12 protein-coding genes are annotated in these 11,651 nt (G+C 57.3%); all 12 read left to right on the top strand.

Going from position 1 to position 11,651, the window contains the following annotated elements; genetic code table 11:
• The first annotated feature begins 58 nt into the window (after positions 1 to 58).
• The 12 genes from L2D14_02620 to L2D14_02565 all read left to right on the top strand — a co-directional run bounded on the left by L2D14_02620 (position 59) and on the right by L2D14_02565 (position 11,647).
• Positions 59 to 1,048 carry an SDR family oxidoreductase gene (locus L2D14_02620; GenBank protein WNK00329.1) on the top strand — a complete coding sequence of 330 codons (990 nt, stop codon included), beginning with the start codon at positions 59 to 61 and terminating at the stop codon, positions 1,046 to 1,048.
• A gap of 1 nt (position 1,049) precedes the next feature.
• Entirely contained in the window at positions 1,050 to 2,606 is a 1,557-nt protein-coding gene (locus tag L2D14_02615; protein ID WNK00328.1) for a PfkB family carbohydrate kinase, read from the top strand.
• Positions 2,607 to 2,617: 11 nt separating this feature from the next.
• On the top strand, positions 2,618 to 3,619 hold the full coding sequence (locus L2D14_02610) for an NAD-dependent epimerase/dehydratase family protein (GenBank protein ID WNK00327.1): 1,002 nt from the start codon (positions 2,618 to 2,620) through the stop codon (positions 3,617 to 3,619).
• A 158-nt stretch (positions 3,620 to 3,777) separates the two neighbouring features.
• On the top strand, positions 3,778 to 5,037 hold the full coding sequence (locus L2D14_02605) for a TIGR04372 family glycosyltransferase (protein ID WNK00326.1): 1,260 nt from the start codon (positions 3,778 to 3,780) through the stop codon (positions 5,035 to 5,037).
• A complete protein-coding gene (locus tag L2D14_02600) occupies positions 5,034 to 5,732 on the top strand; it encodes a hypothetical protein (GenBank protein ID WNK00325.1) in 699 nt (232 codons plus the stop codon). Before L2D14_02605 ends, L2D14_02600 begins: the two co-directional genes overlap by 4 nt.
• A 10-nt stretch (positions 5,733 to 5,742) precedes the next feature.
• On the top strand, positions 5,743 to 6,771 hold the full coding sequence (locus L2D14_02595; protein WNK00324.1) for a hypothetical protein: 1,029 nt from the start codon (positions 5,743 to 5,745) through the stop codon (positions 6,769 to 6,771).
• Positions 6,772 to 6,779: 8 nt separating this feature from the next.
• Positions 6,780 to 7,619, top strand: a complete 840-nt coding sequence (locus L2D14_02590) for a transketolase (protein WNK00323.1) — start codon at positions 6,780 to 6,782, stop codon at positions 7,617 to 7,619.
• Positions 7,619 to 8,548 carry a transketolase C-terminal domain-containing protein gene (locus L2D14_02585; protein ID WNK00322.1) on the top strand — a complete coding sequence of 310 codons (930 nt, stop codon included), beginning with the start codon at positions 7,619 to 7,621 and terminating at the stop codon, positions 8,546 to 8,548. The genes L2D14_02590 and L2D14_02585 overlap by 1 nt, the downstream gene beginning before the upstream one ends.
• A 36-nt stretch (positions 8,549 to 8,584) precedes the next feature.
• Positions 8,585 to 9,403 (top strand): hypothetical protein, encoded by an 819-nt coding sequence (locus tag L2D14_02580; GenBank protein ID WNK00321.1) that lies wholly within the window; start codon positions 8,585 to 8,587, stop codon positions 9,401 to 9,403.
• Positions 9,396 to 9,833 carry a sporadic carbohydrate cluster protein, TIGR04323 family gene (locus tag L2D14_02575; protein WNK00320.1) on the top strand — a complete coding sequence of 146 codons (438 nt, stop codon included), beginning with the start codon at positions 9,396 to 9,398 and terminating at the stop codon, positions 9,831 to 9,833. The genes L2D14_02580 and L2D14_02575 overlap by 8 nt, the downstream gene beginning before the upstream one ends.
• A complete protein-coding gene (locus L2D14_02570) occupies positions 9,820 to 10,482 on the top strand; it encodes a class I SAM-dependent methyltransferase (protein WNK00319.1) in 663 nt (220 codons plus the stop codon). The genes L2D14_02575 and L2D14_02570 overlap by 14 nt, the downstream gene beginning before the upstream one ends.
• Positions 10,448 to 11,647: a class I SAM-dependent methyltransferase gene (locus tag L2D14_02565; GenBank protein WNK00318.1), complete on the top strand. Its 1,200-nt coding sequence runs from the start codon at positions 10,448 to 10,450 to the stop codon at positions 11,645 to 11,647. The genes L2D14_02570 and L2D14_02565 overlap by 35 nt, the downstream gene beginning before the upstream one ends.
• Positions 11,648 to 11,651: the final 4 nt, after the last annotated feature.

Raw genomic sequence — 11,651 nt, 5'->3', positions numbered from 1 at the left:
CTTATCCGAATAACGGGACCTTCAATCACATGTTAATTGCGGCACCAAGGAGTAGAATGTGCGTTGTATCGTAACCGGCGGCGCCGGATTTATCGGCTCTCATCTGACGGAACGGCTGTTGTCGCACGGGCACACCGTTGCGGTTATCGATAACTGCTCGACCGGACGCCTTGATAACCTGGCGCACCTGAAAGACCAGGACGGGCTGAGCGTTCATGTCGGCGACATCAACGACCCCGCCGTCCTCGGCGCCGCGTTCGACGGGGCCGAGTGGGTATTTCACCTGGCCGCGCTGGCCGACATCGTGCCGTCCATCGAGCAGCCGATGGCATACATGCACGCCAACGTCGACGGCACCCTTGCCGTCCTCGAAGCGGCGCGCGCCGCCGGCGTAAAGCGCTTTGTCTATGCCGCGTCGTCATCGTGTTACGGCATCCCCGATGTCTATCCGACACCGGAAACGGCCGAGACGCGGCCACAGTATCCATATGCGCTGGCAAAATATCTGGGCGAGCAGTGCGTGATGCACTGGTGCCAGCTTTACGGCCTGCCCGCGGTGTCGCTCAGGATGTTCAATATCTACGGGCCGCGGTCGCGGACCAGCGGCACCTACGGCGCCGTGTTCGGGGTCTTTCTGGCGCAGAAACTGGCCGGCGAGCCGTACACCGTCGTCGGCGACGGCACCCAGACCCGGGACTTCACCTTCGTCGGCGATGCCGTGGCGGCCTTCGAGGCGGCAGCGGAATCGAATGTCAGCGGCGAAATCATGAATATCGGTTCCGACAATACATATAGTGTGAACCGGCTGGTCGAGCTGCTCGGCGGCGACGTTGTGCATATCCCGAAACGCCCCGGCGAGCCCGATTGCACCTATGCCGACACCACACGGATCAAGGAACTTCTGAACTGGCAGGCCAAGGTCCCGTTCGAGGACGGTGTCGCCATCATGCTCGAGAACATAGACTACTGGGGCGAAGCCCCCGTTTGGACAACCGACAAGATCGCCGATGCCACCGCCGGGTGGTTCAAATACCTGGATAAGAAATAATATGCCCAATCAGAATTTGACCAGCGTCCGCGATGCGCGCGCGAAAATTAAATCCCTGGCCGACCTGGGAGAGATCGCCGCCGCACTGCGCAACGGCGGCAAGACCGTGGGGCTGTGCCACGGCGTTTTCGATCTGGTGCACCTCGGGCATGTCCGCCACCTGCAGATGGCGCGCAAGGAATGCGATGTTCTGATCGTGACCATCACCACCGACAGCCTCGTCAACAAGGGGCCGGGACGGCCGATCTTCACGGAGAATCTGCGTGCTGAAATGCTCGGCGCGCTGGAGTACGTGGACTATGTCGGCATCTCGCGCGAGCCGTCGGCCGAAGCCGTGCTGGAAATCATCAGGCCGTCGGCATACGTCAAGGGATCGGACTACGAAAACCCGAAGGACGATATCACCGGCAAGATCGTCCAGGAACGCCACGCTGTCGAACGGCACGGCGGACGGCTGGTGTTTACCAACGACATCACGTTCTCGTCGTCGGAACTGATCAACAAATACATGGACGTCCACGACGAGACGCTGCGCGAATTCCTTGAGACGCACCGCAATGACGGCACCGAGGCGGCCATCAGCAGCGCCATCGATTCCGTCGCCAATACCCGGGTCCTGCTGGTCGGCGACGCGATCATCGACGAGTACCAGTACGTTCGCGCCATGGCCAAGGCACCCAAGGAAAACATGATCGCGACGCATGCCAAGTACGGTGAGATTTTCGCCGGCGGCGTGCTGGCCGCCGCCAACCACGTTGCCGATTTCTGTGCCGAGGTCGAGGTGGTGACCGTGCTAGGCCGCAAGAATTCGTTCGAGGAGCTGATCCGCGACCAGCTCAAGCCGAACGTGAAGCTGTCGCCGATCTATCGTGACAATGCGCCGACAACGCGCAAGTGCCGTTACATCGACGATGGGTATATGCGCAAGCTGTTCGAGGTTTACGACTTCGACGATTCGCTGCCGGACGAAGCGCTGGAAAAGCAGATCACGGATATGATCTCGGACCGGATAACGGATGCCGACGTCGTCATCGCCACCGACTTTGGCCACGGCATGCTGACCATGCCGTCGATCGAGGTGCTGATAGAAAAATCGAAATTCCTGGCCGTGAACACACAGACCAATAGCGCCAATCTCGGATTCAATCTGATCACAAAATACCGCAAATGCGACTTCGTGTGCATCGATGCACCGGAAGCGCAACTGGCCTCGGGCGACAGATTCAGTTCTATCGAATCCGTGGTCACGGACAATCTTTCGAAGCGGATCGATTGCAAGAAATTCATCATCACGCACGGCCAGCACGGCTGTGTGGTGTTCGAGGACGGCAAGCCGCCGGCGCGCATTCCCGCCTTCACCCGGACCGTCGTCGATACGGTCGGTGCCGGCGATGCCTTCCTGGCCATTTCGTCGCCGCTCGCCTCGACCGGCACGCCGCTCAATCTTGTCGGTTTCGTCGGCAATGCGGCTGGTGCGATTAAGGTCGGGATCGTCGGACACCGGCGGTCGATCGAGAAAGTGCCGCTCTCGCGCTACATCACAACCCTCTTGAAATAACGGAAACATCGATGTCAAAAAAACAGTGGAAAGTCCTTGTCACGGGCGGTGCCGGCTATGTCGGCAGTGCGCTGGTGCCGAAGTTGCTCGCCGAAGGCCATGAAGTCTCGGTGCTCGATCTTTATCTGTACGGTGAGGACCTGTTCAAGGATTACCGCGACAGTGGCCGGCTCACCGAAGTCAAAGGCGATCTGCGCGATCCCGAAGCCGTGGCGAAGGCGCTTCAGGGGTGCACCGCGGTCATTCACCTCGCCTGTATTTCCAACGATCCGTCCTACGACCTCGATCCCGATCTCGGAAAGTCCATCAACTACGATGCGTTCCGCCCGCTGGTTCAGGCATCGAAAGCCGCCGGCGTCAAACGCTTCATCTACGCCTCATCATCAAGCGTCTACGGCATCAAGGAAGAGGAAAACGTCACCGAGGACATGTCCCTGGAGCCGTTGACCGACTATTCCAAATACAAGGCGCTTTGCGAAAAGGTTCTGGATGAAGAGCGCGCGCCCGGTTTCGTCACCTGCACCATCCGCCCGTCGACCGTGTGCGGCTATGCGCCCCGGCTGCGCCTTGACCTGACCGTCAACATCCTTACCAATCATGCCCTCAACAAGGGCAAGATCACGGTCTTCGGCGGCGAGCAAAAACGCCCGAACATCCACATCGACGACATGGTCGATCTGTATCTGTTCCTTTTGCAGTGCGACGACGAAAAGATCGACGGCAAGATCTACAACGCCGGGTACGAGAACTTCAAAGTCAAGGACATCGCCGAGATGGTCCGCGAAGGCCTCGGCACCGACGTCGAGATCGTAAGCGTGCCGAGCGACGACAACCGTTCGTATCACGTCTCGTCAGAGAAAATGCGCACCGAGTTGGGTTTCACCGCAACGCGCACCGTCGTCGATGCCGTCCGCGATCTGGCAGAGGCCTTTGCCGACGGCCGGGTCCCCGATCCGATGGACGATCCGAAATACTTCAACATCAAGTTGATGCAGGAAAAGAGCATGAAATGACGGTGAGCGCTTCTCCGTCACCGGTGTGCGTCCTTGCTTGCGGCTTGGCTTTGCTCAGCCGCAAAGAAAAAACATCACCAGCGCAGGACACCTCGCGCGATGTGAGTCCACGGCCGCTGTTTGGCAAGAACTCGATCGCCTGAGGAACTTGAAACACAATGCCGATTAAGCCCTACATCATCACTTGTTTCCGGCAAATCTATCGGCTGGCCTTTACGCTCATCGGCCTGCCCATGCTCTATTTGATAGAGCCTTTCTTTAAGTTTCGATTCGGCACGATGTACACGCAACGGATCGGACACCTGGCAGAAAATGCAGAGGTGTTCATTCGACGCATGCAGGTGCACGGCATGCCAAAGCGCACCTTGTACATTTTTTTTGGACTCAACCCATCCAATCGACAGCTTTTCGAAATGTGGCTGCGAACCGACGCCTATCCCGTCCGGTTTATCGAGAGCAAAATCGGCACGTGGCTGGCATTCTCCATACGCCCGATACTTTCGCGCACGCGGTTCTGGGAACGCTATCAAGATACGCACATTGATTATCGCGTATACGATCAAACCGAACCGGTTTTGAGCTTCACACCCGAGGAGGAAGAGAAGGGCCGCCAGGAACTGTTAAAAATGGGCATCGGCGAAGATGACTGGTTTGTCGCGTTTCACGCCCGTGACAACCAATACCTCGAAACCTGGCGCCCTGATCAGAAAGCGCTGTGGAACGAGCGTTTTCAGCTTGCTCGAAACGTCGATGTTCATTCCATGCTCAAAGCGGCGACGCATATTGCCGAAAGCGGCGGCTTCGCAATCCGGGTCGGTGCCGTGGTGGAAAAGCCGCTTCCAAGTGGCATGAACCCCCGTATTATCGACTACGCAACGACGTATCGCAGCGATTTCATGGACATTTATATCGCTGCAAAATGCCGCTTCTTTATCTCTTCATTGTCCGGGATCGATTCGGTCGCGTCCATTTTCAATGTGCCCCTCGTTTCAACCAATCATAGCCCGTACAATTTCAGCCGCTATAACCGCGCTTCGGTTCTGGTTCCCCGGTTGCTGGCAAACCCCCGTAGCGGCGTTCCGGTTCCATACTGGGAAGCACAGGCAAACGGTTATTTCGTGGGCTGGGATCGTGTACACAGCAATCACCCAACCTGGGGCCTATATGAACAACTGCCGTCTACGGATGACGATATTCTGGATGGCGTTAAGGACATACTCGACATCCTGGATGGCCGGCAGCCCCCCGAACAGGCGAGGGAAATTCAGGATATTTACGGCAAGCTTTACCTGTCCCATAAGCCCGATCACGAATGTGCCGGTAAAATCGGCGCGCGGTTTGCCCTTAAATACCGCGAGCTGATTGTGCCGAATGAAATGCATGACCGTTCAATCGGAACAAATAGCGCCAAGGCGTGATTTCCAGGGCAAATAGCCGGCCTTGGTTCCCTACCGCCACACACGATGCAAGACACGAACCAGAAATAATCGGAAACGCTTTGCTGATTGGTCTCGATTTCGACAACACGCTCGCCGGGTATGACCATGTTTTTAGCGACGCTGCGCGAGAACACGGCTTTATCCAGGGTGCATCGCCGCTCTCAAAAACAGAAGTGCGAACGCATGTGCTCGGCCTGAAGGGCGGCGAAAAAAAATGGATGGCCTTACAAGGCGAGGTTTACGGTAAACGCATGCACGGCGCCACGTTAATGCCGGGCGCGGGCGAGTTTCTGAGCGCGTGCAAAAAATACGCCGCCCCCGTGGTAATCGTCAGCCACAAAACGGAATACGGTCATTACGACAACGACCGCGTCAACCTCCGCGAAGCGGCCATGATGTGGATGACGGCGCAGGGATTTTTCGACGCCGACGGCTACGGCCTGAACCGAAGCAATGTATTCTTTGAGAGCACACGAACAGAGAAAATCAATCGGATCGCGCAACTGGGATGCACGTGGTTTGTCGACGACCTGGTGGAAGTGTTCCAAGAGCCGGGTTTTCCGGAAAATGTCAGCAGAATCCTCTATGACGCCTCGGGCGGCGCACAGCCGGACAGCCTGTTCGAGCGACATGCCGATTGGCAAAGCATTGAGCGCGCTGTCTTTGGCCGATGAACAGCCGGACATGAACGGCGTCGAGGCGCATGTTCTCGCTGCCGCGGCCGACATCATCGGGTTTCCGGCGTTGCGCGCACGCCAACTGACCCGTGGCCGTAACAACGTGACCTTGTTGCTCGAAACCGCGGGCGGGTCTTTTATAGCCAAGCACTATCCTCAATCGCCCGATGAAACGCGTGACCGCTTTTTTTCGGAAACCCGCGCCCTTGATTTCATGAGCCGGCACGGTTTCGATTGCACGCCAACCCTTGTCGGTCAAAATCAGGAAGCACGCATCGCCGTGATGACGGCCAACGGCACGCCCGCCGAAACATTCGCGAACACCGATGATATAGAAGCCTGCATTGATTTCGTGAGACATCTCTACGAAGCGCGTGATCACATGGATGCGGATGACCTGCCCGCCGCCGCGGAAGCTTGCCCCGCGCCGGACGACGTCATGGTGCAGGTCGATCAGAGACGACGGCGGCTCGAAGAGGTCACGAACTCGCATGCGGAACTGAAGCGGTTTTTGCAGACCGCTTTTGACCCGTCTCTTGAGCGATACAAAGCCCGGGCCATAAGAATCCTGAAAAGCGCGGGAATAGAATCCAATGATCCTTTGCCGCGCCAACACCAAACATTGAGCCCGTCCGATTTCGGATTGCATAACGCCGTGCGGGCACAGAACGGCTCTCTTGTGTTCGTGGACTTCGAATACTTCGGCTGGGACGATCCGGTCCGGCTCGTCAGTGATTTTCTTCTGCATCCGGGACATGTGCTCGATAAAGCGCAGAAGGATCGTTTCACGGCCGCCTGTAGAAGCATATTTACTGACAACGACACTTTTTTTATGACCCGCCTTAATGCGCTATACCCGATGATCGGTTTGCGCTGGGGCATGATCGTGTTGAATGAGTTCCTGCCCGAACGCATGGCCCGCCGCCGTGCCGCGGGCACCTCGGAAGAAGCAGACGAGATATTCTCTGCTCAACTCACTAAAGCAACGCGGCTGCTGGCCGACATAGAAGCGAGTACAAGGCTTTTGAACAACTGATGGCACACATGTTTTCTGATGAAATGTTTCCGCACTCGCCCCCGCTGGACGAGCGTTCCAAGGATCTGCGCCGACTGGTGATCGATGCGCTCGATGGCGGTGGCCGCGGGCACCTCGGCTCCTCCATGTCTCTTATCGAGATCCTGCGTGTGATCTACGACGATGTCGCACGCCATCGTCCCGATGATCCGGCGTGGGACGGCCGCGATCGATGCATCCTGTCGAAAGGACACGGCTGCCTTGCCCAATATGCCGCCTTGGCGGCGCACGGATATTTTTCAAGGCAGGAGATGCGAACCTTCTGTCATTTCCCGAGCATGCTCGGCGGCCATCCGGAACGCGCCAAGGTGCCGGGCGTCGAGGCCTCCACCGGAGCCCTCGGGCACGGGCTTTCAATCGGCGTCGGGATTGCCCTGGCGGCGCGTATAAAAAAGGCCGATACGCGTGTGTTCGTGGTTATGGGCGACGGTGAAATCAATGAAGGGTCGGTTTGGGAAGCGGCGATGTCCGCGACCAAGCACGGGCTTGAAAATCTGACTGCTGTCGTGGACTACAATAAATTGCAATCATACGGCCGCACCGCCGAAGTTCTGAATATGGAACCGCTGGCGGACAAGTGGCGTGCCTTCGGCTTCGAAACGGTCGAGTGCGACGGTCATGATGTCGAGGCTTTGCGGAAACATCTTTCAACCCCGCTCGGCAACGCAAAGCCGACGATGGTCATCGCGCATACCGTCAAGGGCAAGGGGGTGGCATTCGCCGAGAACGAGCCGACCTGGCACCACAAATCACGTGTACCTGCCGATCAGATTGAGGCCATGTACGCTGCTCTGGCGAAGGAATCCTGATGCGTAAAACCTGCCTGAATATGGTTTTCGAACTGGCCAAGAAAGATCCCCGGATCGTCTTTGTCGGCTCCGATCTCGGGCCTGGCGTGCTGGACGAAATGAAACACGCGATGCCGGAACGTTTTTACATGGAAGGCGTTTCCGAGCAGCACATCATCGGCATGGCGGCGGGTTTGGCGATGGACGGATTCATTCCGTACGTCAATACGATCGCAACATTCATCACCCGCCGCTGCTACGAACAACTGGCCGTCGATCTGTGCCTGCACGATTTGCCGGTGCGCCTGATCGGCAACGGCGGCGGTCTCGTATATGCACCTCTTGGTCCGACACACCTTGCGACCGAGGATATTGCGATTACCCGTGCGCTGCCCAACATGACCGTCGTGGCGCCCGCCGACGCCGAGGAAATGACGCGCTTCATGGCCGTGACGCCGGACTGGCCGCACCCCATATATATTCGTCTTGGCAAGGGCGGCGATCCCGTCATCACCGGCGACCAGCAAGATTTCGAGATTGGCCGTGCCGTGCCCCTCTCGAATGGGAACGATGTCCAGATCATTTCCACCGGTGTTATGTCGAAGCGCGCCCTTGATGCCGCCGATGCATTGAATGCAGAAGGCATATCGACAGGCGTCACCCATCTGCCGACGATCAAGCCGCTCGACTTGGACGCCGTCATTTCGGCGGCTCGGAGCAAGCTTGTCGTCACGCTCGAGGAGCATTTCAAATCAGGGGGGCTGGGCAGCGCCGTGAGCGAGCTTTTGATCGACGGGCATGTCATGCCCGAATTGGGTATCGTCCGGCTTGGCCTCGATGATATCTTCCCGCTGAATTACGGCTCGCAGGACGAACTACTGGAAGCCTTTGGCCTGCAACCGGCCGGCATTGCCGAAAGCATTCAAAAAGCGCTGGATGCCCGGCGCTGAGTGGAAGCGGGAATTATTCCTAGTCGAGAGAAACGTATGTCCGATTACACATTCATAGAACCTGACGCCGCGCACGCAGCAAAAACCTTCATGGATAAAGGGTATATTCTGCAACCGGTCGAAGACATGCAGGCCCTGAACGCCATCCGTGCCTGTGCCGCCGAGCACGCGGCCGTCGCGTTGGGCAGGGGAATCCCCGAAGATATTGACGCCTTTCTGAACGGGTTTCATGAATACATCAGCGTCGATGAGCTGAACGGCGTCAGACTCTCCGTCATTGAAGCGCTCAATCGGCAAACCTGGCTCCGTCCGGCATATTTTGCGTTGGCACGTAACGCGATTTATTCGATCGTCGGCAACGAACTCGCCATGCAGCGCCGCGTCAATCTGTCGATCCAGCTTCCCGACGATCAAAGTTCGATCCTGCCGGTCCATGCGGATGTCTGGTCCGGCGATTCCCCTTTCGAGATTGTCCTTTGGGTGCCCCTGGTCGATTGCCATGACACCAAATCGATGTACCTGACGCCGCCGGGACCTGACCGAAAAATACAAAACAACATGAGCAGCGACTTCAAGGGGTCCAGCGAGGAAGACCTGTTCGCCGCCATTGAGAACGATGTCGAGTGGATGAATGTCCCATATGGCCATGTGCTGGTTTTTTCGCAGACGCTTATGCACGGCAACCGCGTCAACGAAGAGCCCGAGACCCGCTGGTCGATGAACTGTCGCTTCAAAAGCCTGTTCTCTCCTTATGCGGACAAGCGGCTGGGTGAATTTTTCGAACCCATCACCATGCGCGCGGTCACGGAAATGGCCCTAGATTACAACCTGCCACAAGGCTTCGGCGATGAATGACCGCCCTGCATCGGCCAGACATGGCCTTCGCGGCTATATCGGGTCGCGCTCGTATTATGGATCACGCGCGCCGCAACATGTGCAAAATCTGGTTATCCGGAATTTCTGCACCAGGCTGGACAAACAGTTTTTGCTGAGCGCGACCGAATACGCGATGGAAAATTGTTATATGATGCTTGAGCGGGTTTTCGACGAACTGCCGTCCGTCGAGGGGGTCGTACTTTACAGCTTGTTCATGATGCCCGCCGAGCACGAGCGGCGCGCCAAACTATGGGATAAACTGCGCCGTCATGGCGGTACCGTGTATGCCGCCGTCGAAGACTACACGGTGCAGACGGAAGACGACATCCAACGGATCGAAACCATCTGGCGGCTTCACTTGACGATGCCGCATTGCCCGAAAGGGATCGGACGCCATGCAGGAAATTGATTTTCTCGGCAAACTGCATACCGCCACCAAACGCGATTACGTCCAGCGTGTCGTCGAACACGACAAGGCGGAATGCGCGTCCGTGGCGCGGCAGTGGGGATATGACTATTGGGATGGCGAGCGGCAGTTCGGTTACGGCGGCTACTCGTACGACGGCCGCTGGCGCGTGGTCGCCGAAGAAATGGCGGCTCATTACGGGCTCAAGGCAGGCGACCGGATTCTGGATATCGGCTGCGGCAAGGCTTTCCTGTTGTATGAATTCACGCAGGTTGTTCCTGGCATAGAAGTGAGCGGCATCGATATCTCTGCCTACGGAATCGAAAACGCAAAAGAGGAAGTGCGGCCTTTTCTGAAGGTTGGCGACTGCCAGAGCCTGCCGTTCGAGGACAATTCATTCGATTTTGTTTATTCGCTGAACGTGTTTCATAACCTTCGAAATTACGAGTTGGACGCAGCTCTCAAGGAAATGCAGCGGGTGCGGCGCAAAGATGCATACTTGTGCATAGAGTCCTACCGTAACGAACGCGAAAAAATGAATCTGCTTTACTGGCAGCTCACATGCATGAGCTTTATGAGCACGGACGAGTGGATCTGGGAAGCTGAACGTGCCGGGTATGACGGCGACATCGGATTTATATTTTTCGAATGAGGCAATTGAACAAATGGGGCCTGCGTTGAAAGCGCCGAATACACACCTCGAGTTCTATCTTGAACGCGGCGTCTCGCCTGTCCACCAGGATATTTCCGATCTGGCGCGCCACCTCGACCGCCGCCGGTCGTTGTATCGTTCCTTAGGTGTGCTGCCGAAACTGATTGAGGGCGCGCGCGTTCTGGAAGTTGCCCCCGGGTCGGGGCACAATAGTATCTTCATCGCATCATGTAAGCCGCAGCAGTTCACGATGGTGGAGCCAAACCCCGTCGCGGTGCGCGAGATAGAGGAACTGTACGGTCAACTCGATATTGAGCACACGACACCGGATGTCGTGCAAGCGCGCCTTGAGGACTTTACCCCGGATCATCCCTTCGACCTTGTCATCTGCGAGGGGTGGCTTGGATCGGCGGCGCACGAGCAAACCATGCTCACCAAACTTGGCGGCTTCGTCTGTCAGGGCGGGGTGCTTTGCGTTTCGCTGGTATCGCCGATCGGGCTGCTGGCAAATACGCTAAGGCGAATTCTTGCCGTTCGGCTTTGTCCTGACGGTGCGATGGAAGAGCGGCTGGCGCCCCTTCTTGCAGCGTTCGGCCCGCATCTTGCGACCCTTGCGGATATGTCACGCCCGCACGAAGACTGGATCGTCGACAACATGATCAACCCCGCCTGGTACGGCGTTTGTCTGACGCCGGCAATGACCGTTAAGGCACTGGAGCCGTCCTTCGATCATTTCGGTTTTTCGCCAAAGTTCATTTGCGACTGGCGTTGGTACAAAAGCCTCTATGGAGGGCAGCGCCGTTTCAATTCGGTGTTCCTCGAGAGCTTTTATAGCGCCGCTCATAATCTTTTGGATTACAGAGAAATCAAAAACAGCGCCCACCCCGATCATGCCCGCGAGATTGAAGCCGCCTCAACCGACCTTCTCGAGGCCGCCATGTCGTTCGAGTACAACAACGGCAGTGAATCCGAACTCCTCGCGGCCTTGGCGCGCATCCAGGCCGCGGTGCAGCCCGTTTCCCCGAACGCCGGCGCGGCGGTCGCCGAGACCATCGCGGCCTTTTCAAAGCCCGCGATTACGCCCGCCGATGTTGCCGGCATGACCGCCCTCGCGCCGTTCTTCGGGCGCGAAATGATGTATGCCTCTTACACAAAAGAGCGCTGATAAC

The organism is Thalassospiraceae bacterium LMO-JJ14 (genome assembly GCA_021555105.2).
Taxonomy (GTDB): domain Bacteria; phylum Pseudomonadota; class Alphaproteobacteria; order Rhodospirillales; family Casp-alpha2; genus UBA4479.
Note: the sequence above shows the minus strand (reverse complement) of the source record. Positions and strands in the feature narration are given on the sequence as shown.

Excerpts from the sequence above, each read along its gene's own strand:
- L2D14_02570 (WNK00319.1), top strand. The coding sequence starts at position 9,820 with ATGCAGGAAATTGATTTTCTCGGCAAACTGCATACCGCCACCAAACGC.
- L2D14_02565 (WNK00318.1), top strand. The coding sequence starts at position 10,448 with ATGACGGCGACATCGGATTTATATTTTTCGAATGAGGCAATTGAACAA.
- L2D14_02580 (WNK00321.1), top strand. The coding sequence starts at position 8,585 with ATGTCCGATTACACATTCATAGAACCTGACGCCGCGCACGCAGCAAAA.
- L2D14_02615 (WNK00328.1), top strand. The coding sequence starts at position 1,050 with ATGCCCAATCAGAATTTGACCAGCGTCCGCGATGCGCGCGCGAAAATT.
- L2D14_02585 (WNK00322.1), top strand. The coding sequence starts at position 7,619 with ATGCGTAAAACCTGCCTGAATATGGTTTTCGAACTGGCCAAGAAAGAT.
- L2D14_02595 (WNK00324.1), top strand. The coding sequence starts at position 5,743 with ATGAACGGCGTCGAGGCGCATGTTCTCGCTGCCGCGGCCGACATCATC.
- L2D14_02575 (WNK00320.1), top strand. The coding sequence starts at position 9,396 with ATGAATGACCGCCCTGCATCGGCCAGACATGGCCTTCGCGGCTATATC.
- L2D14_02605 (WNK00326.1), top strand. The coding sequence starts at position 3,778 with ATGCCGATTAAGCCCTACATCATCACTTGTTTCCGGCAAATCTATCGG.
- L2D14_02590 (WNK00323.1), top strand. The coding sequence starts at position 6,780 with ATGTTTTCTGATGAAATGTTTCCGCACTCGCCCCCGCTGGACGAGCGT.
- L2D14_02610 (WNK00327.1), top strand. The coding sequence starts at position 2,618 with ATGTCAAAAAAACAGTGGAAAGTCCTTGTCACGGGCGGTGCCGGCTAT.